Raw genomic sequence first — 24348 nt, forward strand, 5'->3', positions numbered from 1 at the left:
TACCCCCGTGACCGAAACGCTCGAACAGTACTCGATTCTCCTCGTCTATTCGGCGATGGCGATCTACGCGCTCGCGTTCATCTCCTTCGCGCTCGACCTCGCGCGTCGCTCATCGCAGATGAAGGCCGCGGCGGCTGTTGCTGTCGCGCCTGAGCTGGTGGGCGCTTCGGTCTCGGGTGCGGGTTCCGCGTATGGCACCCCGGCAAGTGATGCGCCCGTCGACGGCGCGGTGGCCACGAAGCGCTCGGCGAGCCTGCGCATCGGTGTCTCGCTCACCATTCTCGGATTCCTGCTGCAGCTCGTCGGTGTCGTCCTCCGCGGCATCGCCGCCGGACGTGTGCCGTGGGCCAACATGTACGAGTTCTCGATCACGGGAACGCTGCTGATCATGGCCGTCTTCCTCGTGGTGCTGACTCGCCAGGACCTGCGCTTTCTCGGAACGTTCATCACCGGCCTCGTGCTGATTCTGCTGGGCGTCTCGACGGTCAACTACTACGTGGCTGTCGTTCCGCTGCCGCCTGCGCTCGAGTCCGCGTGGCTCGTCATCCACGTCTTCGTGGCCAGCCTGGGCACCGCGTTCTTCGCCCTCGGCGGCGCACTCTCCGGCATCCAGCTGCTGCAGAACCGTCGTGAGGTGTCGCCGAAGTCGCGCTTCCTCAACTTCCGTCTGCTCGACACGCTGCCCGACTCGGTGCGCCTCGAGAATCTGGCCTACCGCATCAACATCGTCGGCTTCGTGTTCTGGACCTTCACCCTCATCGCCGGTGCCGTCTGGGCCGAGCGGGCCTGGGGTCGCTACTGGGGCTGGGACACCAAAGAGGTGTGGACCTTCATCATCTGGGTCATCTACGCGGGCTACATCCACGCTCGGGCGACGAAGGGCTGGCGTGGATCGCGTTCAGCGTGGCTGGCACTCATCGGCTTCGCGGCCGTGCTGTTCAACTTCGGCGTCGTGAACGTGTTCTTCAAGGGTCTGCACGCCTACTCGGGTCTGTAGACCGCGCGGTCGAGTACGAATGAGGCTCCGAAGAGTCCCAGGGCGAGGAACGTAGCCGCCAACATCCCGGGCTGCACGACGAGCGCGGCGACCAGCAGCACGCCTCCCGCGATGTAGAGAACGAGCCGAGGCCGCGGCCCCCGTACCGCGAAGAGAACGAGTACGACCGCCGCGAACGCGCCCATCAGTATCGTGACCACGAGCATCGGGGCCGACCAGAAGTCCCGCGGCTGCCCCGTCACGCGGAGTCGGTCGATCGACTGCACCGCGATGACACTGATGTACGCCATGGGCGCGAGTGCGAGCAGGCTGACGAGCCGCGGCCGAAGCGCCGATGGAATCCACGCGGACATGGCGACGATCGCCCACGCTGAAACAAGCGTCCACACGAGGATGGCCGTTGCGACGGGAACGATGTAGCCGATGCCGTCGGCACACATGAACGTGCCCGGCGCGGACTCGCCCGCATCGGAGAACTCGCAGTAGAGGTGCACGCCGTCCCGAAGGAAGGAAATAAGCGGGAGTGCTCCGACGAGCACGGAGAGAACGAGCGCCACGCAGACGACGGGCGCTGCCCACGCGCGGCCGGGTACTCGTGTCATGACCGCTCTGACAGCGACTCGTAGCAGCGTCTGATTCGCGCTCGCCACCAGGCGTCGCGCTCGGGCGACGCCGCGTGCTGCGTGAGTCGTTCCTCGTCGAGGTCGACGCGCCCCACGTCGATGAAGCCGCCGACGGCGCGCAGAGGCCGCGCCGTCACATCCGCCGCCAGCAATGACGCGGTGCCGAGGCCGCAGTCGAAGTCGAGCGAGGGGATGCTGGCGGCCAGCCATGCGCCCATCGACAAGCCCACAGACGTGTCGAGTGCGCTCGAAACCACCACGGGCAGGCCTGCCTCACGAACGATGTCGAGCGCCGAGTGGATGCCGCCCAGCGGTTGTGCCTTGATGACGAGCAGGTCGGCGGCGCCCGCACGCGCCACCGCCAGCGGGTCGTCGGCTCGGCGCACGCTCTCGTCGGCCGCGATCGGGATGTCCCAGTCGTGCAGGCGCTCGCGCAGCTCCGCGAGCTCGTCGATCGTCGCGCACGGCTGCTCGACGTACTCGAGATCGAATTCCGCCAGCGAGTGGACGGCGTGCTCGGCCTCGTCGACGTTCCAGCCGCCGTTGGCATCGACCCGGATGCGCCCTTCTGCGCCGAGCTCCCGGCGAACGGCGCGCACGCGAGCGACGTCGTCGGCGAGCACCTGCCCAGCCTCGGCGACCTTCACCTTCGCGGTGCGGCATCCGTCGTACAGGGCGAGCACCTCGGGCACGCGTGACGCATCCACCGCGGGAACAGTGGCGTTCACGCGGATGCGGTCGCGCAACGGCGAGGGTTGCGTGCGCCAGCCGAAGTCGATGGCGGCGGCGAGCCAGGTCGCGGCCTCGTCGTCTCCGTATTCGACGAAGGGAGAGAACTCCGTGGCGCCCTCGGGCCCGCGGAAGACCACGGCCTCACGGGTGTCGATGCGGCGAAACCGGGTCGTCAGCGGAAGAGAGACGACGTGCGCGACGGCGAGCAGGTCGGCGAGGGGAGGGAGTGCGGGAGAGGGCATCTCCCCATTCTGCTCTGTGGCTCAGAACAGGGAAGGCGGGGCGGTGTCTTCGGCCAGGACGGCCTCGACCGGTGCGGATGCGGCGGCACCCGGCCATCCTGGACCGCTCGGCACGGCCGTGCGGTTCTGGAATGCGGTGGATGCTGCGCGGGCGCGAGCGTCGGCCGCCTCGTTCATGGGGTGGTTCGCGTGTCCTTTGACCCACTCGAAGGTCACGACCCGGCCCTGCAGTGCCTCGTCGAGCTGCTTGATGATCTCGACGTTCAGCACGGGCTTGCCGTCGGCTTTGCGCCAGCCCTTGCGCTTCCAGCCCGCGAGCCACTCGGTGCACGCCTTGATGGCGTACTGGCTGTCGCACAGGATGTGCAGGGGCTCAGACTCGTTCTCGGTCGCGCGCAGCAATTCGAGCACGGCGGTGAGCTCGCCGATGTTGTTCGTGGCGCGCGGCCATCCGCCTGCCGCCCAGCGCTCGTCGTCGACGTACCAGGCCCAGCCTGCGGGGCCGGGATTGCCGAGGGCTGAGCCGTCTGCGGAAGCGACGATCGTCACGGGTGAACTCCTTCTGGCGCACGGAGCGGGAATGCGCACTATCGAGGGTAGGCGACTCCGGCTGACACACTGGACAGATGGACGGAGACGACGACGCGGTCACCAAGAAGGTCGTCCGTCGATCGAGACCCGCGGAGCCGAAACGGTCGCGGCCCGCAGCGCCCGCCACGCCGTCGGGCCCACCGGTGTACGGAACTCCGCCGGGCACGGATCCCGCACTGCCGGTCTACGGCAGCCGCGATTCGGCGAAGCCGGTCGAGCCCGCGCGGCACGATTTCGATCCCCGTGCTGAAGAGAAGGCCGCCGCGGCTGAGGCAGCCGCTGCCGCGCGCCGGGCGGCGGCCGCCGCGCTCGAGGCCAAGGCGGCCGAAGTCGCCCAGGCGGCCAAGGCCCGTGCGAAGAAGCGCGCGGCTGAGAAGGCCGCGAAGGCGCAGGCGGCGAGGGCCGCCTACGCCGCGAAGAAGGAGCGCACGGCTCGGATAGCGGAGGAGACCCGGTGGGCGCGATTCGAGCGCAATGGCCAGAGGGGAACCTACAGCTATGAACGTGCGCGACAGCGCAAGCTCAGACGGAGGCCACCGAGGCCACCGAGGCCACGGGTGTCCGGTGCCGCCCGACCAGGAGAGCGCGCTCGGAAGTCCGCGACCGTGCGGAATCTGCTGGTCGCAACTCTGCTGATTGCGGCGGCGATCTTCATTCCGATCATCGTGACCAACAGCTCTCCGTCATCATCGACGGTGTCAGACGGTGTCGATTGGACGGGCTACCCGGGTCAACGTGCCGGTGACGCCCAGAGCACTCTCGCCGCCCAGAGCAAGGAACAGGTTGTCGCCCAGAATACGGCTCTCCTCGCCGAGCTGCGGGCCGCCGTCGATGACGAAGTCGCCGTCTCCTGGATAGAACACGGCTCCACAATCGACCGGCCGCTCGAGAACGCGTGGGGTGCCCCGAGCCTTCTGAGGGATTCGCAGTCGCCCCGCTGGTATGCGGCAGAGCCGATCTCCGGCCAGAAGCTCAAGCAGCGACTGGTCGACCGTGTGAGCGAGGTGCTCTCCGATCACGGATTCCAGGATGTACGGCTCATGAACGATCCCGCCACGACGTTCTACCCTCCGAAATCGATCGAGCGGTTGTACGGCGGCTCGAAGCTCGACACTCAAGTCGTGTGGGAGCTCAAGGCCTCGAGCGTCGAAGACGCGTATGTCGATGTCACCGTCACCATCACCGACTTCTCAAAGGATAAGACCGGCGAATTCGCCGCGGATGCCGAGGCAGACGCGGAGCACCTCGACCTGCCCGTGAGCTCGATAGCGATGACGCTCACGAGCCATGCGCTTCTCGCCGCCTCCGATGCGCAGGAGTTTCGCGAAAGGGCGGCCCCCTTCGAAGACAAAAAGCCGCCGAGGCGGTAACAGAGCGACCCTGGCTGGCACACTGGTCGCATGCACGACGACGCGGAGGGCGGCATCCCCGACTACGGCACGCCCGGAGGCACGCCGCCTCGCGTGGGCGGGCCGGCCTACGGCTCGGCGCTGCCCGCTCGAACGGTGTCGGATGCGCCGGCGCCGGCGGTCGAGGCGGAGCCCGGCGACGTCGACGAAGGCGGCTTCGCAGGATTCCTGGATGCCGTTCAAGACCGCGCCCAGGCGGTGCTCTCCGATCTCGGCATCGGCCCAGACGACGACCTGCCCACGGTCGCCGACGGGGTGGACTGGTCGCTGTACCCCGGAACGAGGGCGGGCGACGCCGACTTCGCTCTCGCCGCCTTCTCGCAGGAGGAGACGATCGAGCGCAACGAGGCCCTCCTGGCACGACTACGCGAGGCCATCACCCCGCGCTTCGGATTGAGCTGGGGGCTGTTCGGAGAGATCCCGCGCGTCGATCCCGAGGTCAACGACTGGGGAGGAGACAGCCTGCTCGAGACCTGCACCACCGGCACCTGGCGCTCGACGGCGAAGCTCACGAACCCTCTCGTCAAGATGCAGCTCGTCGATCTGGTCAGGGGAATGCTCGGGGCCGCGGGCTTTCATGACGTGACTCTGCGCAACGACCCGGCCCACGCATCCGGGGCCGCGGCACTCGCCGCCCTCGAGCACGAGTTCGGCGGTATGACCCTGCGGGATCAGGTGGTGTGGTCGCTGGTCGCCCGCGAGTCGGTGCACTCGGACAGCGTGTTCGAGCTCATGATCATCGAGCTGAAGCACGATCGCACCGGCCGCTTCCTCGAAGCGGCACAGGCGAGGGCCGAGCTTCGCGGCGGGCCGATGAGCTCGGTCGACCTCGAGATCGTCAGTCGCGGAACTCTGCCCGCCGAGCTCGAAGACGAGTTCCGCGACAGGGCCCGCCGCTACGACGACCGCGAACCACCCGAGCTCTGACCTCGCATCGGGCAGAGGCTGGCAGACTGGCAGCATGTCTGAAACGCCGTTCGTCTCTGAGATCTTCGATGCATCCGAGTGGGCCACCGCGCCCGGGGCGAGCGCCCTGACCGACATCACCTACCACCACTCGAACGACGGGCGCGTGGCGCGCATCGCCTTCAACCGTCCCGAGGTGCGCAACGCCTTCCGACCGCACACCGTCGATGAGCTCTATCGTGCCCTCGACGACGCGCGGCAGAATCCGCGTATCGGCGTCGTGCTGCTCACGGGAAACGGACCGAGCCCGAAAGACGGCGGCTGGGCCTTCTGCTCGGGCGGCGACCAGCGCATCCGGGGCCGCGACGGCTATCAGTACGCCGACGGCACGGCGCCCGACGGGCCGCTCGCCGGTGCCGCGACCGGGCGCCTGCACATCCTCGAGGTGCAGCGACTCATCCGCACGATGCCCAAGGTCGTGATCGCGGTCGTTCCCGGTTGGGCGGCCGGCGGCGGACACTCGCTGCACGTGGTCTGCGACCTGTCGATCGCCAGCGCCGAGCATGGCAAGTTCAAACAGACGGATGCCGATGTCGGCTCGTTCGACGCCGGTTACGGCAGCGCGTACTTCGCACGCCAGATCGGGCAGAAGTTCGCGCGCGAGGTCTTCTTTCTCGCCCGGGAGTACTCCGCCGAGCGAGCGTACGAGATGGGCGCGGTGAATGCCGTTGTTCCGCATGCGGAACTCGAACGCGAGGCGCTGGACTGGGCGCGCACGATCCTCACCAAGTCGCCCACGGCCATCCGCATGCTGAAGTTCGCGTTCAACGCGGTCGACGACGGCCTGATGGGGCAGCAGGTCTTCGCGGGCGAGGCCACACGGCTGGCCTACGGAACCGACGAGGCCGTCGAGGGCCGCGACTCGTTCCTCGAGAAGCGCGAGCCCGACTGGTCGCCGTTCCCGTACCACTACTGAGGCCGTACCACTTCTGAGCGCTTGCTGAGAAAGAATTGCGCGCAATTGAATTGTGCGCAATGCTTTTGGAATGACCGCATCGACGACAGCATCTGCAGCGCCGCAGCCCTTCGTGATCGATGAACTCGTCTGCTTCGCCCTCTACAACGCGTCGCACGCGATCACCCAGACCTATCGCTCGGTTCTGGCGCCCTGGGGGCTGACCTACCCCCAATACCTCGTGTTCGTCGTTCTCTGGAACGAGGGAGCGATGTCGCTGCGAGACCTCGGCGCCAGGCTCGAGCTCGACTCCGGCACTCTCTCGCCGCTCACGAAGCGCATGGAGGACGCGGGCTACCTCGAGCGCTCCCGCGCATCCGACGACGCGAGGGTCGTGACGATCGGCCTCACCGACAAGGGCGAGCGGATGCGCGAGGAGCTCTCGGCCGTTCCGGCCTGCGTCTCCGGCGCGATGAACCTCGACCGCTCCGCCGCCACGCAGCTGCGAGGCATGCTGCACCAGCTGGCCGACGACACGCGTTCGTTCGACGCCGCGTCGTCAGGCCCCACCCAGACCACCGGCGCACCCGACGCCGGTCGATGAAAGGAAACCCCATGGAGATTCTCTACACGGCAGAAGCGCTCTCGACCGGCGAAGGCCGCAACGGCCACGTGCGCACCAGCGACGGACAGGTCGACCTCGACCTCGCCATCCCCAAGGAGATGGGCGGATCGGGTAACGGAGCCAACCCCGAGGACCTGTTCGCAGCCGGTTACGCGGCTTGCTTCCACTCCGCTCTGCAGAGCGTTGCCCGCGCCCGCAAGGTGAAGATCTCCGACTCCAGCGTCGGCGGCCGCGTTCACATCGGACCGAACGGCGAAGGCGGATTCCAGCTCGCCGTTCTGCTCGAGGTCGTCCTTCCGGGTCTCGAGCTCGGTCAGGCCCAGGAGCTCGCCGACGCCGCGCACCAGGTCTGCCCGTACTCCAACGCGACCCGCGGCAACATCGACGTTCAGATCGTCGTCGAAGAGGGCTAGTCTCCTCGGATTCTCCCCGCCGAGCGCGGGTGTTCTCGCCGACCGCCGTGGCCCCGCCACCGCGCCGCACGAGGACGCCCGCGCTCGCCGCTGTCACTCCGCTTCAGCCCCGCTTCAGCGCCCGTCGGGCAGACTGGGCGCATGCGCGTGCTGGTTGTCGAAGACGAGAAACGCCTCGCCGAGGGGCTGAAACGCGGACTCGAGGCTGAGGGCTTCGCCGTCGACGTCGCTTCGACCGGCACCGACGGCCTCTGGCTCGCCACCGAGAACGACTACTCGGTGATCCTGCTCGACATCATGCTGCCCGGAATGAGCGGCTACCGCGTGTGCGAGCGTCTGCGCGCCGATCAGAACTGGACTCCGGTACTGATGCTCACCGCGAAGGATGGTGAGTGGGATCAGGTCGAGGCGCTCGACACCGGCGCCGACGACTATCTCACCAAGCCGTTCTCGTTCGCGATCCTGCTCGCGCGCATCCGGGCCCTCATCAGGCGTGGCCAGAGTGAGCGGCCTGCCGTTCTCGAGGCCGGAGACATCCGCGTCGACCCCTCCACGAGACAGGTCCGCCGTGGCGAGACCGTGGTCGACGTGACCGCTCGCGAGTTCGCCGTGCTGGAGTACCTGATGCGTCACAAGGGCGACGTGGTGTCGAAGCGCGACATCATCGACAACGTCTGGGACGACGACTTCGATGGCGAGCAGAACATCGTGGAGGTCTACGTGGGGCATCTGCGCAACAAGCTCGATCGCCCTTTCGGCCGCAACGCCATCGAGACCCTCCGCGGCGCGGGCTACCGGCTGGCATCCCGTGGTGGCTGAACAGCCAGCCCGCGGCCGTCGTCTGTCGCTGCGCTGGAGGATCGTGCTCGTGGCGACCGCGGTGGTCGCGGCGGCCCTCGTCGTCGGATCCGCCGCATTCGTCGGGGTTCTGCGCGAGTCGCTCGTCTCCGGCGTGCAGCTGAGCGCCGAGCGGGATGCCGCAGAGCTCGTCGGCCAGGTCGAGACGGGCGGGGTCGCGACGGTCGACACCGATATCGACGACGATGACGGACGGGTCGTTCAAGTCGTCTCGGCCGGGGGCACGCTCCTGGCGTCGACGGACAACGCCGACGACGCGCCGCTGATCGCGGTGCCTCAGCTGCGCCACAGCGCGTCGCCCGTGACCGACGACGTGGCCGGCTCTCCGGCTCCCTCGCCGAGCGACGACGACTCCGATGACCCGTCGGACGACTCGTCCGACGGCGATTCCGACGACGATGCGAGCGACGCTCCAGGCGAGACCGCCGCCCCCGGCTCTGCCTCTGATGACACGGCCTCACCGACGGCGCCTCCTGTGCTGATCGATGACTCGGCGACTCGATCCGTCACCTCCGACGACGGCGACCCGTACGTGGCGGTCGGACGCACGGCGACCGAGGGCGACTCCGGCCGCGACCTCTGGGTCGTCGCCGCGCGCAGCCTCGCGCCCGTCGACGGCACCATCGGCACCGTCCTGAGCCTCCTCGCGGTCGCACTGCCGGTTCTGCTCATCGTGCTGGCCCTCACCATCTGGTTCGTCGTGGGCAGGGCGCTCCGCCCCGTCGATCGCATGCGCCGGCAGGTCGACGAGGTCACGGCGTCGAGCCTCGACCAGCGCGTCGCCGACCCCGGAACGGACGACGAGGTTGGACGCCTCGCCCACACGATGAACCGCATGCTGCAGCGCCTCGACGACTCCCGCCGCTCGCAGAATCGCTTCATCTCGGATGCCTCGCACGAGCTCAAGTCGCCTCTCGCGTCGCTGCGCCAGTACGCCGAGGTCGCCCGTGCGCACCCGGATCGCATCTCGCCCGACGAGTTGTCGACCGCGGTGCTCGACGAGGGAGCCAGGCTCGAGAGCCTGGTGCAGGGGATGCTCGTTCTGGCGCGGGCAGACGAGCGCGCGCTCGCGAGACCGACGGCCCTCGTCGATCTCGACGACATCCTCTTCGCCGAGGCCCGGCGTCTGCGGGACTCGACCTCGCTGACCATCGACTCGAGCGGTGTCGCCGCGGCACAGCTGCGGGGTGACGCGGGTCTGCTCGCGCAGCTGGTGCGCAATCTGGTCGACAACGCGGTGCGCCACGCCCGCTCGTCGGTGGGACTGGCTGTGCGCACGAACGAAGCGGATGGCGCGGTCGTTCTCGTCGTCGACGACGACGGCCAGGGCGTTCCCGAGGCAGACCGACAGAGGGTCTTCGAGCGCTTCGTGCGCCTCGATGAGGCTCGTGCCAGAGACGGCGGCGGCAGCGGGCTAGGACTCGCCATCGTGCGCGAGATAGCCGCAGCCCACGGCGGCGAGGTCACCGCGTCGACGGCCGAAAGCGGGGGAGCGCGCTTCGTCGTCACCATGTCCGTCGACTGAACGGCTTGCTGAAGAAGGCTTCAGGATGCTTCAGGACTGCTTCAGCGCCCCTCGGACACAGTGGTCTCACCACCACAAACCAGGAGGCACATCATGCAGAAGAAGACCATGTGGATCACGGCCGCAGCCGTCGGAGCCGTTCTCGTTCTGGGCGGAGCAGGAGTCGCCGTCGCATCGAGCGACGCGTTCGACAACGACGACGACCGCGCCGTCAGTAGCTCGTCGGGCACCGGCTCGAACGATCGCTCGGTGACAGGGCAGGACATCGACGACGACCGCGACGTCAACGACAACGGCGACGTCAACGACATCGATGACACCGACGTTCCCGCGACCGCCGAGGAGCGCTCGGCCGCAGAGGCCGCAGCACTCGACGAGGTCGGGCAGGGAAAGGCGAACGAGTTCGACACCGGCGACGCCGACGACACCTACGCCTACAAGGTGGGTGTCGTGAAGGACGACGGCACCAGCGTCGAGGTCGAACTCGACGACGACCTGACCGTGCTGCGCGTCGACAACGACTGACGCTGCTTCGCGGTCAGTTGGGGATGGCGCAGGTCGCCTGTTGCGCCGTCTGCCCCGTCACTCCATCGAGTACGACGGAGTCGACCCCGGCGGGCGCCTCCGATTCCGTCGAATCAGGAGCTGAGGGCTCCTCTGCAGGAACTGCCGGGTCGACGGGCGCGGTCACGCTCGGATCTGCGACCGTCCCGATCCCCTGGGAGTCCGCGCCCAGAGTGAAGGGCTGGTCTGACGCGATCAGTGCGAACAGCTCGTCGGCCTGGTCGGAGAGCGGCACGACCTTGCCGGGGTAGTTGGAGTCGCCGGTCGATCCCGGGTACTGCACGAACACGATGTTGTCGAGGTCGATGGTGCGCAGCGCCTGGGCCATCGAGATCATCGTGTCGGCGCTCGTGAGGGTGCTCGACAATCGAACGTTCGTGGCCACGACGTTCGCCAGCGAATAGAGCTTGCTCAGATCGGTCAGCGTCTCGTCGCTCTTGATTTTGCGCATCAGTGACGACAGGTACTGCTGTTGCGATGAGATGCGTCCGAGATCGCTGCCATCACCCACTCCGTGCCGGGAGCGAAGAAAGCCCAGCGCCGAGGCTCCCGAGATCTCGGAGTATCCGGCGGGCAATGCGAGGGGAATCCAGGGGTCGTCGAACGAATCGGTGAGGCAGATCGTGACGCCGCCGATCGCATCCGTCATCTGCACGACGGCGTCGAATGAGACCTGCCCGGCGTAGGGCACGTTCAGACCGGTGAGCTGCTCGACAGTGCGCACGACGCAGGCCAGACCGCCTCGGCCCATGGCGATGTTGATCGGTTCTCCATACGCCTCCGAATACTCGGCTCCGTCTGGGCCGGTGCACGTGGGATGGTCGACGATGAGATCTCGGGGGAAGCTGACTGCCACGGCGTTGGAATGATCGGCCGACACATGCAGCATGAGATTGACGTCGTTGAGCGTGCTTCCGCGCTCGCCGTACGCGTCGCCTTGTTCGGAGTCGTTGTCGACGCCCACGATGAGGATGTTGAACGCGCCCGAGTACTCGCCGATCGACGGAGGTGCCTGCTCGTCGTCGTCGAGGATCTCGATCGAGTTCGCTTCGACCTTCTTCGCGAGGCTGAAGCCGGCGATGGCCGCCACCGACGTTGCACCGACAAGAGCCACCGCGAGCGTCATGCCGACGACAATCAGGATCGACAGCACGGGACGACCTCCGTGGCGGCGCGCATGGCGAGGGTTCGTGTTCGTGGGGGGCATTCGGCTCTTTCTACTGGTAGAGGATGACGTTCCCTCGGAACGCTCCCGATACGAACGGGCAATGTTACGGCACATGATCGAAGCGATTCCGGCCAGACGTTACCCACCGGAAACACGCGCTCCCGTAGGGTGAACGAATGACACGCCCGCTCGACATCGTGGTTGCGAACGATCCCATGGCCGTGCTTCAGCGCCTGCGCGAAGCCCTGTCGCAGGGCGGCGCGGCCATCCTGCCCCGGCTCGAAGAGCGCCGCGCGCCCGACGCGCGGCCCCAGCCGCGGCACGCCGCCCCCGCACCCGGAGAGACACCTGCCGTGCGCGATAACCCCGTTCCCGACGAGGTCGCCAAGAATGTCGCCCTCGTCATCGAGACGTCCGGCTCCTCGGGTGCGCCCAAGCGCGTGGCGCTGTCGACCGGAGCCCTGCTCGCCAGCGCAGCCTCCGTCGAGAGCGAACTCGGCGGCAACGGGCAGTGGCTGCTGTCGCTTCCCACCAATTACATCGCCGGCGTGCAGGTGCTCGTGCGCTCCATCGTCGCCGGAACGACGCCGGTCGTGCAGCCCTCCGGCCACTTCTCGGCCCGCGTCTTCGCCTCGCTCGTCGACGAGATGGATGCGCCGCTGAGGTTCGCCTCGCTGGTTCCGGCCCAGCTGGCCAGGGTCATCGACGCGGGAGAGGCCGATGCGGGCATCCGGCAGCAGCTTCGTCGCCTCGACGCGATCCTCGTGGGAGGTCAGGCGTTGCCGGCCGCTCTCTTCGAGCGTGCCGTCGAACTGGGTCTCACCGTCCGGCGCACCTACGGCTCTTCCGAGACGGCGGGCGGATGCGTGTATGACGGCATTCCGCTCAGCCAGGTTCAGGCGCGGGTGAGCGCGGGCGAACTCGAACTGTCGGGCCCGATGTTGGCCGAGGGCTACCTCGGCGACCCCGAGCTCACCGACCGCAAGTTCCGAACCGAGAACGGCCGCCGCTGGTATCGCACGGCCGATTCCGGCGACGTCGTCGACGGGGTCGTGCGTGTCTCCGGCCGCATCGACAATGTCATCATCTCCGGCGGAATCAAGGTGTCGCTCGACCGGGTCGAGCGCGTCGTCCAGTCTCTCGAGGGCTTCCGCGGCGCCGTCGTCGTTCCTCAGCCGAGCGCCGAATGGGGCCAGGTGTCGGTGGTCGTCACCGACGGCGTTGTGGATGCCGACAGTCTGCAGCGCGTGCGCGACGCCGTGATCGCGGGGCCGGGCCGCGCGGCTGCGCCCGTGCGCATCGTGACGGTGGAGGCCATGCCGACCCTCGCATCCGGAAAGCCCGATCGGCTCAGCCTCGCCCGAACCCTGGCGTCGGCCGAGCCCTCTGCTGGCTGATCAGGAGGTGCGGAGTTTCTCGACCGCACTCTCGCGCAGCACGCGGAGCCGCTTGTAGTACGCGGCGAGGCTCGAGACGAGCACCGCGGCGATCACGATGGAGATCGACGACCCGAGCAGCACGGCGAGGGTGCCTTCATCGGCCACCTCTTCTTGGCCGACGAAGGCGAGCTCGTTCATCAGCAGCGAGACGGTGAAGCCGACGCCGCCCAAGGCTCCGGCCGCGAGCAGTCCGTGGAGGGTCAGGTGGGGCCGCTTCTCGCGGGGCCCGACGAAGCTCGAGAGCCATCCGCCGAGGCTGATTCCGATGATCTTGCCCACGGGCAGTGCGACGAGGATGCCCCAGAAGGGCGCGGCAAGCTCGCTCGGTGCGACCTGCGGAATGGCGACAAGCGCCGCCGAGAACGCGAACAGCGGAAGGATCGCTCCGTTCGTCACGGGTTCGAGCACGTGCCGTACGCGCATGGCCGGCAGTCGCACCATGGCCAGGCCGAGCGCGACGCCCGCGATGGTGGCGTGCACGCCGGAGAGATAGGTGAGCGACCAGGTGGCCACGGCCACGAGCCCCATGAGGATGCCGACGGGAACCCGGTAACGCCCGCCGAGGCTGCGGCTGAGCAGCCAGAAGAGCGCGACCCCGACGGCGGCGAGGCCGATGAACAGCAGATTGGGGTCGGCCGTGAAGAACACGGCGATGATGAGGATCGCCACGATGTCGTCGAGGATCGCCAACGCCAGGATGAAGATGCGCAGGCGCGACGGGATTCCCTTTCCGAACACCGCGAGCACGCCCAGAGCGAAGGCGATATCGGTGGCGGTGGGGATGGGCCATCCGCCCTCGTAGTCGGAACCGGCCGTGATGGCAACGTAGATCAGGGCGGGCACGATCACGCCGCCGAGGGCGGCGATGGCTGGGCGCACGGCCTTCGACACGCTGTTCAGCTGACCGACGGCGAACTCGTTCTTCAGCTCGACGGCGACCACGAAGAAGAAGATCGCGAGCAGGCCGTCGCTGATCCAGTGACCCACAGAGAGATCGAGCGGTGTGCCGGGGATGGCGAGGTGCGCGTCTTGCAGACCCATGAGGGCCGGGCCAACGGGCGTGTTCGCGAGGATGAGGCCGACGGCAGCGGCCACGAGGAGGAAGAGGGCGGCTACGCGCTCGGATCGAATGAAGCTCATGTGGTGTCCTTCGTGCCTCCGTGTAGGAGGGGTCGAGAAGCGGAATGAAACGATCCCCTGATCGCTTGCCGACCAGACTTCCCGGCGCACCAGCATCCATTCTACGTCGAGCCCTACAATCATCGGGTGCCTACGAGTAAGAAGTCGCCCCGCAAGAAGTCTCCGTCGAGGAACGCCCGTCGAGTGAAGTCCACCGGGCATCCGGCCGGGCCTCGCGTCGCGCCCAACCGCCCCACGAAGGTCACGGCACGCGACTGGATAGCGGGCGCGCGGCTGCGCACTCTTCCCCTGGCGATCGCACCGGTCGCCCTCGGAACCGGTGCCGCCACGATCCTCGGATCGGTGCACGACAAGTGGCCTCTCGTCGTGCTCTGCCTGGCCGTCTCGCTGCTGCTGCAGATCGGCGTGAACTATGCGAACGACTACTCCGACGGCATCCGGGGCACCGACGCCCACCGTGTCGGCCCCGCGCGCCTGACCGGCTCGGGTGCGGTACGACCGAAGCTGGTGCTGACCGTCGCGCTGGTCTTCTTCGGTCTCGCGGCGGCTGCCGGTCTCGCCATCGTGATCATCACCCAGATCTGGTGGCTCCTCGCGGTGGGCGCCGTGGCCATCGTGGCGGCCTGGTTCTACACCGGCGGCAAGCGTCCGTATGGATACGCGGGGCTCGGCGAGCTCTTCGTGTTCGTCTTCTTCGGACTGGTCGCCACCCTCGGCACGCTGTGGGTTCTGGCCCGTGACCTCAGCGTCGAGGGTCTTCTCGTCGCCGTGGCGATCGGGTTCATCTCTTGCGCCGTCCTGATGGTGAACAACATCCGCGACATTCCGCAGGACCGCATCGCCAAGAAGAAGACGCTCGCGGTTCGGGTCGGCGACCGGGCGGCGCGCATCCTGTACTGCGTTTTCATGCTGATTCCCTTCCTCGTGGTGGGATTCCTGACGCTGCTGTTCCCGCTCGCGATCCTCGTGCTCTTCGCGCTGCTCATCGCGATTCCGGCGTCGCTGATCGTGCTCACCGCGAAGACGCCGAAGGAGCTGATCCTGGCGCTGCAGCTCACCAGCCTCACCGGGCTCGTCTACGGGTTGGGCCTGGCGGCCGCGATCGCGTTCTAGCCGAAGCGCTGATCGAGTAGCCGAGCGAGCAGCGCGGAGGGGCAGCGGCGCGAGGCGAGTGCCGCAGCGCCTAGAGTCGAGGGATGGCTGACTACTCGCGACCGAACACTTCTGCAGGCTGGGATGTCGGCGTTCGACAGACGGTTCTGGGCAGCCGCAAGGCCGTCTGGGCGTTCCTCGTGGGCGAGGGCCTGCCGCTCTGGCTGGGCAAGACCACGAAGCTCCCGCTGGTCAAGGGTGCTGCCTACGAGACCGACGATGACATCACCGGCCGGGTTCTCAGCGTGCAGCCCGGAGTGGACCTGCGCGTGAGCTGGCGACCGGGCGAATGGAATCACGATTCCACTCTGCAGTTGAGCCTCAAAGAAGCCGATGGCGCGACGACCATCTCGTTCCACCAGCAGAAGCTCACGAGTCGCGACGAGCGCAAGATGATGCTCGGGCGCTGGAAGGGTGTCGCCAGCGACCTCGAGAAGGCGCTGAAGCGCCAGGCCAAATAGGCCGGGGCCTCAGGCCTCGCAGCAGAGAGGGCTACGCCTGCTTGTCGCCGGCCGTGCCGTCGACCGCTGCGTCTTCGACGTCTTCGTCGTCGCCCGCCGCAGACGACTGGGAGCGCTTCGTGCTGGCGCGCGCCTCGTAGAGGCTCCGCGCCGCTTCCTCGCGAGGTTTGCGCAGGAAGATGAACGAGATGCAGAGCGAGATGACCGCCGCGAGCAGTGCTGAGATCCACGCGGGCACACCGCCGGGCGACAAGAGAAGCAGCAGAAGCGCGAGGATGACGGCGAACAGCCCGATGCGGATGAGCGAGAAGAGCAGCCAGGTGCGTCGAGGATTCACGGCACTCAGTGTATGCGCTGCTCCTCTGGCAACCCCCGGGCAAACGTACGGTTACCGCGCCTATCATTGACGCATGGCCCGCTTGCTGTTCGTCCTCGGTATCGTCGCCGTGACGTTCATGATCTATTCGATCGTCGACGCCGCCCTTCGGCCTGTCCGCCTCATTCGAGGTCTTCCCAAATGGGCATGGCTGCTCATCATCATCGTGATCCCGATCATCGGTGGTGTTCTCTGGTTCGTCATCGGCCGCGGTCGAGAGCAGAAGTCGGCTGTCTACCGAACGCTGGGCCCTGACGACGACCCCGACTTCCTCGGCAAGCTCGGCTATACGACGCCGCGCGACCCGGCAGCAGACGCTCGCACCGACGAACAGATCCGCGACCTCGAGAAGCGTCTCGCAGAGCAGGCGGGCGACAACCCGACGGACGACCCGACGTCGGGGCGCAGAGGAAAGCCCGGCCCGGCCTAGTGAGTCCGGCAACGGACTTCTCCGTCGCCCTCCTCACGCACCTTGCGGCCAGGGGGCTTCGCCATGTCGTGCTCACGCCGGGGTCGCGTTCTCAGGCCCTCGCTCTGGCGGCCGCTGAACTCGATCGCCGCGGCATCCTGACTCTCACCGTGCGCATCGATGAGCGCTCGGCAGCCTTCACCGCCCTCGGCATCGCCCGCGAGACCGGGCTGCCCGTAGCCGTCGTCACGACGTCGGGCACGGCCGTCGGCAATCTCGTTCCCGCTGTTATGGAGGCGCATCACAGCGGTGTGCCCCTCATCGTGCTCTCTGCCGACAGGCCCGCTCCGTTGCGAGGCACAGGGGCGAACCAGACCACCTGGCAGCCCGGCATCTTCTCCGCGTTCGTGAGGCTCGAGCTCGACGTGGAGCCGCCATCCGCTGCCGCAGACGAGCCGGTCGACGAGGTGCTCGGGCTGACGCCCGATGCGGCGGCCCTCGCGGCCCGGTCGATGGATGCCGCGCTCGGCCGAGCGGGCATGCCCGGCCCCGTGCACCTCAACCTGCAGTTCCGCGAGCCTCTCTCGGGTGCCTTCCCCGAGATCGAGGTGATGGATCTCGGTGACCCGGCCCCGTCGCATCCGGCACCCGCCCACGCGCTCGAGCCCGGGCCGCGCACCATCGTCGTAGCTGGTGACGGCGCGGGTGCCGAGGCCGAAGAACTCGCCCATGCGGGCGGCTGGCCACTGATCGCCGAGGTCTCGAGCGGTGCGCGCTTCGGACCGAACCTGATCGTCGCCTATCGCTCCCTGCTCTCGAGCGAGCTGGCCGCGCATGTCGAACGCGTGATCGTCTTCGGCCATCCGACTCTCAGCCGCGAGGTGCCCGCCCTGCTCGCGCGAGAAGACGTGCAGATCGTGGTCGTGGCATCGGGCGGCGAGCGCATCACGCCCGGTCACGACGGCCGGATGCTGGTGGACCGGGTCGAGGCGAGTGCCGAGGCCATCGCCGCGAGTCGAGAACCGGATGCCCGTGCCTGGCTCGGTCGCTGGGTGATGGCGAGCAGACACCAGCTCGAACTAGACGACCCGGAGCTGCCCGCCCCCGACGTCGAAGCTCCGCGCTCGGGTGATCTCGGTCGTCGTCGTGAGTACGCGAAGGCCGAGCTCGCCGCCGCTCGCGCGTCGATCTCGAGGCCGATCCTCGCGCTCTCCGTGTGGCGAGCGACGTGGCCGCACGACAGGCTCGTGCTCGGTGCATCGCGACTCATTCGCGAGGTCGACAAGATCGTTCCTGGCAAGAAGATCACGGTGCACGCCAATCGTGGCCTGGCCGGCATCGACGGAACGGTGTCGACCGCCGTCGGGGTGGCGCTCGCCAGCCAGACCGATGCGAAGGGCGGAATCACCCGCGTACTGCTCGGCGATCTCACACTGCTGCACGACGTGGGCGGCCTGCTGATCGGCGACGGCGAGAGACGCCCGAGGGTTCAGCTCATCGTGGCGAACGACGGGGGCGGCACGATCTTCGACTCCCTCGAGGTCGCGGCGACGGCAGACCCGGATGCCTTCGCCCGCGTGATGCGCACGCCGCAGTCGGTCTCGGTCGAGCAGCTCGCCGCGGCATACGGCTGGAGCTACACGAGGGTCGCCACGCGCGCCGAGCTCGATCGCGCGCTCACCAGCCCGGAAGGGCCGCTGAGCATCGTCGAGGTTCCGTTCGGCGACGCCAACGAAGACTGACCCGTCGCACTCCGCTTAGTGTTGGGGGATGGTCGTGACCCGTCGTGCGAATGCTGATGACTATGAACGCGTTCTGGGGTGGGTGCCCGACGCCGACGCTCTGTATATGTTCGCCGGTCCGAGCCTCGTCTGGCCGCCGTCGGTGGCGCAATTCGCGGAGATCGCTCAGCGATCCGGTTTCAGTGCCTGGATGGTCGGGGACGACGAACACCCGGCCGCATGGGGACATTTCGACCTCACGATGCAAGACGATTCTGCGCGATTGGGACGGGTGATCATCGATCCCCGGTATCGGGGCCGGGGCCTGGGACGCGCTCTCACCCAGGCGGCGATCGAGAAGGCTCGTGCCCTCGGCGCGAGTGACGTTCGCTTGGCCGTCGTTTCAGACAACGAACCGGCCGTGAAGGCCTACCGGCGAGCCGGGTTCGAGGAGATCGTCGATCCCGAGCGTTCCCAGTTCACGGCAATGAGGTACGCCATCTCTGATGGCCCGTACCCTCAGCGCGTTCAGCACGGCGGCCGAAACGGCGAAACCGCCTAAACAGCTCGCGGGATTGCTAGATTGCCCTCGTGACGAAACTCCGGGTGCACAATCTCGCCGTCTCGATCGACGGCTTCGCCACGGGCGAGAGTCGAACGTTCGAGGCTCCGTTCGGTCATGCCGGGCATCGGCTCATGCAGTGGTTCATGCCGACGCACACCTTCGTGAGCAAGACGGGCCACGGCGACGAAGCGGTCGGCGCCGGCACTCGGGGTGTCGACGACGCGTTCGCGGCCGCCACCGACGTGGGTATCGGCGCCGAGATCATGGGCCGCGGCAAGTTCGGGCCGCAGGAAGGACCGTGGGAGGACGAGTCGTGGCGCGGCTGGTGGGGCGAGGAGCCACCGTTCCACTCGCCGGTCGTCGTGCTCACGCATCACGCGCGCCCCGACATCTCCGTCGGCGAGACGACGTTCCTGTTCCGCGATGCCTCGCCCCGTGACGCCCTCGAACTCGCGACGGAGGTGGCCGGCGGTCTCGACGTGCGCCTGGGTGGCGGACCCACGATCGTGCGCGAGTTCCTCGAAGCCGACCTCGTGGATCTCCTGCACATCGTCGTCGTGCCCATCGTGCTCGGCCGGGGCGTTCGACTGTGGGACGGCCTCGAGCACCTCGAGGATCGCTTCGACGTCGAGACGACGGCCTCGCCGTCGGGCGTGGTGCACTACGTCTTCACTCGCAAACAGTAAGGGAACGACCATGGCCAAGAACGACGACACCTTCTTCTCGGGCAGCGCCCGCGATCTTCTCGCGGCGCGCGCGGGCTTCGTGCTCGCCGACGTCGATCCGGCCAGCACCCCGGGCGTGACCGCGTCGAAGAAAGAGGGTGAGAAGGCCCTGGCCGCCGGAGCACCCACTCTCGACGATCTGCAGATCAGGCTGCACGCCAACAGCCTGTCGGGTGACAACCGCAGCGTCTTGCTGGTTCTCCAGGCAATGGATTCCGCGGGCAAGGGCGGCATCGTCAGTCACGTGATCGGCACGGTCGACCCCGAGGGTGTGTCGCACACCTCGTTCAAGAAGCCGACGCCCGAGGAGCTCAGCCACGACTTTCTGTGGCGCATCCGTAACGCACTGCCGAAGGCCGGGCAGATCGGTGTGTTCGACCGTTCTCACTACGAAGACGTGCTCATCGCGCGGGTGCGCAATCTCGCCACCCCCGATGTGATCGAGCACCGCTACGAGCTCATCAACGAGTTCGAGCGTCAGGTCACCGAGTCGGGCACCAGCATCGTCAAGGTCATGCTGCACATCAGCTCCGACGAGCAGAAGGAGCGACTGGGCGCGAGGCTCGAGCGCGAAGACAAGTACTGGAAGTACAACCCGGGAGACGTCGACGAGCGCCTGCTCTGGCCCGCCTATCAAGAGGCGTACCAGCTGGCGATCCAGAACACGTCGACCGAGATCGCCCCCTGGTTCGTCGTACCCGCCAATCACAAGTGGTACGCCAGGGCCGCGGTGCAGCAGATTCTCATCGAGACGATGTCGGCGTTCGGCCAGGGCTGGCCTCCGGCCGACTACGACATCGAGGTCGAGAAGGCGCGGCTGGCTGCCAGCTAGGGCTCGCCCTGCCCGACGCTCGATCCGTTCTGACCGACGTGTACGTCGGCGCCGTCCCAGAACGCACTTATCGAGGTCGATCCCACGCTCGAGATGACCACACCCGACTCCGCGAAGACCTCGGGGGTGACGCACTCGGCGACGGCTTTGGTCGTGCCGGACTCGTGCACGACGAGGCAGAGATCGGCGTTGTCGCCCTTCGCCACGTAGACCTTCCATCCCGGCATCGCCGTCGAGACGAGCCGGGTGGTCGACCCATCGACATACGACGGCAGGTACGAGTCAACTCGATCGCGGTCGGTCTGCGTCTCGTCGAACCACGAGCCCGCCGGCCCCGTGGCCGCGCCGGCATCGAGCGGCGTGCTCGATCGCAGGGGCGGCGCGAGCAGCAACGCGGCGCCCATCGCGATCACGCCCATGACGGCGAGCGCGAGCAGCACCCGAATACTGCGAGACCGGATGCGATGGGCTCGGCGCTCGCGGGCATCCGCCGCATCGAGGGCGGCCCGTTCCAGAGCCTGCCGCTCGGCGGCCTCGAGGAGATCGAGCTCGCGCAGCCTGCGTGCGGCCTCGGCGGCGCGGGACTCGTCTTCGCTCGATGCCGTGCGTCCGAAGGCGACACGCGCCAGCGCCTCGCGCTCAGAGAACGAAGACGGCGGCACGACGCACGCTCCTAGCCGAACGCCTCGACGATGGGCCGGAACTTCATCTTCGTCTCGATGAGTTCTCGGTCCGGATCGGATCCGGCCACGATGCCCGCACCCGCGTAGGCCGTGATGTCGCCGTTCTCGGCGATCTGGGCGCAGCGCAACGCCACGGCCCACTCGCCGTCGCCATCGGCCCCGACCCACCCGACGGGCCCGGCGTAGCGGCCCCGGTCGAACGGCTCGAGTTCGTCGATGACAGACAGCGCGGTCGCCGTCGGCGCACCGGCGACGGCCGCCGTCGGGTGCAGCGCGGCGATCAGATCGAGCGAGGTCGAGCCGTCGGAGAGGATGCCTTCGGCGTCGCTCGCCAGGTGCCACAGGTTGGGCAGCTTGAGGGTGAACGGAATCTCCGAGGTGATCAGCGTGCGCGTGTGCGGCTGAAGAGACTGCACGACGCTGGCGACGGCGAAGCGGTGCTCGTCGAGGTCTTTCGAGCTCGTGGCGAGCGAGATGGCGGCGTCGTGATCGGCCTCGGCGTCGCGACCGCGCGAGATCGTGCCCGCCAGCACTCGGGCGCTGACCGTTCCGTGGTCGACACGCACGAGAGTCTCGGGGCTCGACCCGATGAGGCCGTCGACCGCGAAGGTCCAGCAGTCGGGGTAGCCCAGGGCGAGGTCGGTGAGGGTGCGTCGCAGATCGGCTTCGGCGGGCAGGTGCCCCACGAGGTCGCGGGCGAGCACCACTTTGTTCAGCTCTCCAGCAGCGATGCGTGAGACGGCGGACTCGACGGAGGCGCGGTAGTCGTCGGGCTTCACCTGCCCCGGCAGCAGCGAGAGCCGGTACTCGGCGCCGAGCGGTCGGGTGGTGGGCATCGGCAGGGGAGGGGCGAGCGGAGCGCCCGAGTCGGACACGGCCGTGATGCGGGTGATCCAGTAGACGCCCGCGCGCTTGCCGATCACGATCTCGGGAACGATGAGGGTGGAGATGAGTGCCGAGGTGGCCGAGAACGCAAAGGCGCCGAAGGCGACGAGCCCGGTGCCAGGCGACTGCAGCGGATCGGTCACCTGGGCGAGCCGTGCGACTTCTCGCCAGGTCTCGCACGCATCGACGAAGCGGTTCTCACCCGAGAACTCGAGTCGCAGCGCCACACCCGCGCCGGCCATCCCCTCGCCCTTGCGCATCCAGAGCAGCGGGTGCCTCGAGTCGAGCAGTGGCACCAGAAGTCGGATGTCATCGACGCGGGTGGTCTCGACGACCAGCCGGGGCAGAGTTCGTGACGTTTCGCTCACTAGTTCAGCCTAGTTCCGCTAGCCGCGCCTAGGGTCGAGGTGTGAACCGTACCGACCGTCTCTATGCACTTGTGGAGGAACTTCGCACGGTCGCGCCTCGCCCGAGGAGCGCTCGCTGGCTCGCAGAGCGGTTCGAGGTCAGTTCTCGAACCATCGAGCGAGACCTGGCGGCCTTGCAGCAGAGCGGGGTGCCGATCTGGGCTGAACGGGGGCGCACCGGCGGCTACTGCCTCGATGTGTCGCACACGCTTGCTCCGCTCGGCCTCACGGTCGACGAAGCCCTCGCGGTCACGATCTCGCTCGAGATGCTCGCGACGAGCCCCTTCCGTGATGCCGCGACGTCGGCGCTCCGCAAGGTGGTGGCCGTCATGAACGACCGCCGCCTCGCGGAGACGGTGGAGCTGGCCGAGCGAGTGCATCTTCTGACGGACGGCCCCGTGGCCGAAACCCCCGTGGAGTTCGCGGATGCGCTGCGCACGGGGCACGTGCTCCGCATCGCGTACGCCGACAAGGCGGGCGCGCGCACAACTCGCGATGTCGAGCCGATGGGGTTCGTCGCGCGCGGTCAGTTTTGGTACCTCGTCGCCTGGTGCCGTGACCGGCAGGGCATTCGGGCGTTTCGCGGCGACCGGATCGTAACCGCGGAGCCTACCGGCGAGATTCCGGAGCGGCGTGCCCTTCATGTCGAAGACCTCGATATCGCATTCGGCGAACTGCGCGCCATCACAACGACGGAAAAGAATCGCTAAACACCGACAGGACGGTGTCGTCGCCCCGGGTCACGATGGACGCGTCGGGCCGAGCGGTTCGACGGAAAGGCAGAAATGAACCTCGCATCCATCCGCATCATCACAGACGATGTCGATCGTCTCGTCGCGTTCTACGAGACGGTCACGGGCATGGCTCCGGCCAGGCCCGCGCCCGTGTTCGCCGAGTTTCGAACCGAGAACGGCACTCTCGCCGTCGCGAGCACGGCGACCGTGGCCATGCTGGGCGACAGAGCACCGAAGCCCGGGCGCAACGACTCCCTCATCATCGAGTTCATGGTCGCCGACGTCGACGCGGAGTTCGACCGCCTGCAGAACTCGCTCGACGACGTCGTGCTCGTGCCGACCACCATGCCCTGGGGCAATCGCTCGACCTTGTTCCGAGATCCAGACGGCAACCTCGTGAATCTGTTCTCCAGGCCCGTTCCGTGATCCGCGCGGTCGACTTTTCGGGATGCGCTATCCCCAGCCGTCATGCGGGCTACGCAACTACACTGGGAGCGTGAATAAGGCAGACCTTACTAAAAAGCCCCAAGCGGTCTCAGCGATGTTCGACCAGGTCTCCACGCACTACGACCGCACGAACGCGGTGCTCTCGGTGGGCAACGACCAGCTGTGGCGCGCGGCCACGGTGCGGGCCGTCGACCCTCGACCCGGCGACCGTATCCTCGACCTTGCGGCCGGAACGGGTACGTCGAGTGCCGCGCTCGCCGCGAAGGGCGCCCACGTCGTGGCCGCCGACTTCTCGCCCGGCATGATCGAGGTCGGCAAGCGGCAGCAGGCCGGCAACCGCAACGTCGAGTTCGTGCAGGCAGACGGCATGAACCTGCCTTTCGCCGATGACGAGTTCGATGCCGTCACCATTTCGTTCGGTCTGCGCAACATCGTCGACCCCCACGTCGCGCTGAAAGAGCTCTACCGGGTCACCAAGCCCGGTGGCCGCATCGTCATCTGCGAGTTCTCGAAGCCCCCCGCCAAGCTCGTGCGCACCGGCTACTTCACCTACCTCAACAAGGTCATGCCCACCCTCGTGAAGCTCGCCTCGTCGAACGCCGAGGCCTACGACTACCTCGGTGACTCGATCAAGGCCTGGCCCGACCAGAAGACCCTGGCCGAATGGATGCGCGTGGCCGGGTTCTCGAGGGTCGCGTACAAGAACCTCAGCCTCGGTATCGTCGCCCTGCATCGGGGCATCAAGCCCCGCACGGGTCAGTAGG

At 67.7% G+C, this 24348-nt stretch carries 28 protein-coding genes; 20 read left to right on the forward strand and 8 right to left on the reverse strand.

The window, feature by feature from the left end; genetic code table 11:
- The first annotated feature begins 7 nt into the window (after nucleotides 1–7).
- Nucleotides 8–997 (forward strand): c-type cytochrome biogenesis protein CcsB, encoded by a 990-nt coding sequence (gene ccsB, locus ASF79_RS01445; RefSeq protein WP_235500596.1) that lies wholly within the window; start codon nucleotides 8–10, stop codon nucleotides 995–997.
- Here the strand turns inward: ccsB and ASF79_RS01450 are convergent.
- Genes ASF79_RS01450 through ASF79_RS01460 form a run of 3 tightly spaced genes read right to left on the reverse strand, consistent with a single transcriptional unit; the run spans nucleotide 982 to nucleotide 3143 of the window.
- Nucleotides 982–1599 carry a hypothetical protein gene (locus ASF79_RS01450; RefSeq protein ID WP_055851121.1) on the reverse strand — a complete coding sequence of 206 codons (618 nt, stop codon included), beginning with the start codon at nucleotides 1597–1599 and terminating at the stop codon, nucleotides 982–984. The two genes, ccsB and ASF79_RS01450, sit on opposite strands and share 16 nt — an antisense overlap.
- Nucleotides 1596–2594: an o-succinylbenzoate synthase gene (locus ASF79_RS01455; protein ID WP_055851124.1), complete on the reverse strand. Its 999-nt coding sequence runs from the start codon at nucleotides 2592–2594 to the stop codon at nucleotides 1596–1598. Before ASF79_RS01455 ends, ASF79_RS01450 begins: the two co-directional genes overlap by 4 nt.
- Nucleotides 2595–2615: 21 nt before the next feature.
- Complete coding sequence (locus ASF79_RS01460) at nucleotides 2616–3143, reverse strand: ribonuclease H family protein (protein ID WP_055851127.1); 528 nt, start codon at nucleotides 3141–3143, stop codon at nucleotides 2616–2618.
- Nucleotides 3144–3220: 77 nt separating this feature from the next.
- On the opposite strand from ASF79_RS01460, the gene ASF79_RS01465 reads away from it, so the two are divergent.
- The 8 genes from ASF79_RS01465 (at nucleotide 3221) to ASF79_RS01500 (ending at nucleotide 10401) form a co-directional block, all read left to right on the forward strand.
- Nucleotides 3221–4555: a hypothetical protein gene (locus tag ASF79_RS01465; protein ID WP_055851129.1), complete on the forward strand. Its 1335-nt coding sequence runs from the start codon at nucleotides 3221–3223 to the stop codon at nucleotides 4553–4555.
- 30 nt (nucleotides 4556–4585) lie between these two features.
- Nucleotides 4586–5521 carry a hypothetical protein gene (locus ASF79_RS01470; protein WP_055851133.1) on the forward strand — a complete coding sequence of 312 codons (936 nt, stop codon included), beginning with the start codon at nucleotides 4586–4588 and terminating at the stop codon, nucleotides 5519–5521.
- 34 nt (nucleotides 5522–5555) lie between these two features.
- A complete protein-coding gene (locus ASF79_RS01475) occupies nucleotides 5556–6476 on the forward strand; it encodes a 1,4-dihydroxy-2-naphthoyl-CoA synthase (protein WP_055776463.1) in 921 nt (306 codons plus the stop codon).
- A gap of 70 nt (nucleotides 6477–6546) precedes the next feature.
- Nucleotides 6547–7059, forward strand: a complete 513-nt coding sequence (locus ASF79_RS01480; protein WP_082495617.1) for a MarR family winged helix-turn-helix transcriptional regulator — start codon at nucleotides 6547–6549, stop codon at nucleotides 7057–7059.
- An 11-nt stretch (nucleotides 7060–7070) separates the two neighbouring features.
- On the forward strand, nucleotides 7071–7493 hold the full coding sequence (locus ASF79_RS01485; protein WP_055776459.1) for an organic hydroperoxide resistance protein: 423 nt from the start codon (nucleotides 7071–7073) through the stop codon (nucleotides 7491–7493).
- Nucleotides 7494–7634: 141 nt separating this feature from the next.
- Nucleotides 7635–8312: a response regulator transcription factor gene (locus ASF79_RS01490; protein WP_055851136.1), complete on the forward strand. Its 678-nt coding sequence runs from the start codon at nucleotides 7635–7637 to the stop codon at nucleotides 8310–8312.
- Nucleotides 8305–9876 (forward strand): sensor histidine kinase, encoded by a 1572-nt coding sequence (locus ASF79_RS01495; protein WP_055852966.1) that lies wholly within the window; start codon nucleotides 8305–8307, stop codon nucleotides 9874–9876. The genes ASF79_RS01490 and ASF79_RS01495 overlap by 8 nt, the downstream gene beginning before the upstream one ends.
- 93 nt (nucleotides 9877–9969) lie before the next feature.
- On the forward strand, nucleotides 9970–10401 hold the full coding sequence (locus tag ASF79_RS01500) for a hypothetical protein (RefSeq protein WP_055851138.1): 432 nt from the start codon (nucleotides 9970–9972) through the stop codon (nucleotides 10399–10401).
- A gap of 13 nt (nucleotides 10402–10414) precedes the next feature.
- Here the strand turns inward: ASF79_RS01500 and ASF79_RS01505 are convergent, their stop codons facing one another.
- The gene (locus ASF79_RS01505; protein WP_162239052.1) at nucleotides 10415–11647 is read right to left on the reverse strand and encodes an LCP family protein; all 1233 of its coding nucleotides are present in this window, start codon (nucleotides 11645–11647) and stop codon (nucleotides 10415–10417) included.
- Nucleotides 11648–11784: 137 nt separating this feature from the next.
- On the opposite strand from ASF79_RS01505, the gene ASF79_RS01510 reads away from it, so the two are divergent.
- Nucleotides 11785–13005: an AMP-binding protein gene (locus ASF79_RS01510; RefSeq protein ID WP_082495620.1), complete on the forward strand. Its 1221-nt coding sequence runs from the start codon at nucleotides 11785–11787 to the stop codon at nucleotides 13003–13005.
- Here ASF79_RS01510 and ASF79_RS01515 read toward each other — a convergent pair whose 3' ends face one another.
- Nucleotides 13006–14187 (reverse strand): Na+/H+ antiporter NhaA, encoded by a 1182-nt coding sequence (locus ASF79_RS01515; protein WP_055851143.1) that lies wholly within the window; start codon nucleotides 14185–14187, stop codon nucleotides 13006–13008. It lies immediately after the preceding gene.
- A gap of 126 nt (nucleotides 14188–14313) precedes the next feature.
- Between ASF79_RS01515 and ASF79_RS01520 the strand changes: the two genes are divergently transcribed.
- Nucleotides 14314–15300, forward strand: a complete 987-nt coding sequence (locus tag ASF79_RS01520) for a 1,4-dihydroxy-2-naphthoate polyprenyltransferase (protein ID WP_156351640.1) — start codon at nucleotides 14314–14316, stop codon at nucleotides 15298–15300.
- An 83-nt stretch (nucleotides 15301–15383) separates the two neighbouring features.
- On the forward strand, nucleotides 15384–15800 hold the full coding sequence (locus tag ASF79_RS01525; protein ID WP_055776440.1) for an SRPBCC domain-containing protein: 417 nt from the start codon (nucleotides 15384–15386) through the stop codon (nucleotides 15798–15800).
- A gap of 31 nt (nucleotides 15801–15831) precedes the next feature.
- On the opposite strand, the gene ASF79_RS01530 is transcribed toward ASF79_RS01525, so the two are convergent.
- Complete coding sequence (locus ASF79_RS01530) at nucleotides 15832–16137, reverse strand: DUF4229 domain-containing protein (RefSeq protein WP_055851145.1); 306 nt, start codon at nucleotides 16135–16137, stop codon at nucleotides 15832–15834.
- Between the two features lie 73 nt (nucleotides 16138–16210).
- On the opposite strand from ASF79_RS01530, the gene ASF79_RS01535 reads away from it, so the two are divergent.
- The 5 genes from ASF79_RS01535 to ASF79_RS01555 are packed head-to-tail and all read left to right on the forward strand — an operon-like array spanning nucleotide 16211 to nucleotide 20428.
- Nucleotides 16211–16606, forward strand: a complete 396-nt coding sequence (locus ASF79_RS01535) for a PLDc N-terminal domain-containing protein (protein WP_055776434.1) — start codon at nucleotides 16211–16213, stop codon at nucleotides 16604–16606.
- Nucleotides 16606–18327 (forward strand): 2-succinyl-5-enolpyruvyl-6-hydroxy-3-cyclohexene-1-carboxylic-acid synthase, encoded by a 1722-nt coding sequence (gene menD / locus ASF79_RS01540; RefSeq protein WP_055851148.1) that lies wholly within the window; start codon nucleotides 16606–16608, stop codon nucleotides 18325–18327. The genes ASF79_RS01535 and menD overlap by 1 nt, the downstream gene beginning before the upstream one ends.
- A 28-nt stretch (nucleotides 18328–18355) precedes the next feature.
- The gene (locus ASF79_RS01545) at nucleotides 18356–18868 is read left to right on the forward strand and encodes a GNAT family N-acetyltransferase (RefSeq protein ID WP_055851151.1); all 513 of its coding nucleotides are present in this window, start codon (nucleotides 18356–18358) and stop codon (nucleotides 18866–18868) included.
- Nucleotides 18869–18897: 29 nt separating this feature from the next.
- Nucleotides 18898–19557, forward strand: coding sequence for a dihydrofolate reductase family protein (locus tag ASF79_RS01550; protein ID WP_055851154.1), 660 nt, complete (start codon nucleotides 18898–18900; stop codon nucleotides 19555–19557).
- Nucleotides 19558–19567: 10 nt separating this feature from the next.
- On the forward strand, nucleotides 19568–20428 hold the full coding sequence (locus ASF79_RS01555) for a PPK2 family polyphosphate kinase (protein ID WP_055776423.1): 861 nt from the start codon (nucleotides 19568–19570) through the stop codon (nucleotides 20426–20428).
- On the opposite strand, the gene ASF79_RS01560 is transcribed toward ASF79_RS01555, so the two are convergent.
- Nucleotides 20425–21090 (reverse strand): hypothetical protein, encoded by a 666-nt coding sequence (locus tag ASF79_RS01560; RefSeq protein WP_055851157.1) that lies wholly within the window; start codon nucleotides 21088–21090, stop codon nucleotides 20425–20427. The two genes, ASF79_RS01555 and ASF79_RS01560, sit on opposite strands and share 4 nt — an antisense overlap.
- 11 nt (nucleotides 21091–21101) lie before the next feature.
- The gene (locus ASF79_RS01565) at nucleotides 21102–22364 is read right to left on the reverse strand and encodes an isochorismate synthase (RefSeq protein ID WP_055776417.1); all 1263 of its coding nucleotides are present in this window, start codon (nucleotides 22362–22364) and stop codon (nucleotides 21102–21104) included.
- A gap of 41 nt (nucleotides 22365–22405) precedes the next feature.
- Between ASF79_RS01565 and ASF79_RS01570 the strand changes: the two genes are divergently transcribed.
- The 3 genes from ASF79_RS01570 (at nucleotide 22406) to ASF79_RS01580 (ending at nucleotide 24347) form a co-directional block, all read left to right on the forward strand.
- Nucleotides 22406–23113, forward strand: coding sequence for a helix-turn-helix transcriptional regulator (locus ASF79_RS01570; protein ID WP_055851159.1), 708 nt, complete (start codon nucleotides 22406–22408; stop codon nucleotides 23111–23113).
- Nucleotides 23114–23188: 75 nt separating this feature from the next.
- Entirely contained in the window at nucleotides 23189–23563 is a 375-nt protein-coding gene (locus ASF79_RS01575; RefSeq protein ID WP_055851162.1) for a VOC family protein, read from the forward strand.
- Nucleotides 23564–23633: 70 nt separating this feature from the next.
- Nucleotides 23634–24347, forward strand: coding sequence for a demethylmenaquinone methyltransferase (locus ASF79_RS01580; protein WP_235500599.1), 714 nt, complete (start codon nucleotides 23634–23636; stop codon nucleotides 24345–24347).
- The last annotated feature ends 1 nt before the right edge of the window (nucleotide 24348 follow it).

The sequence above is a fragment of the Agreia sp. Leaf335 genome, assembly GCF_001423605.1.
Classification (GTDB): domain Bacteria; phylum Actinomycetota; class Actinomycetes; order Actinomycetales; family Microbacteriaceae; genus Agreia.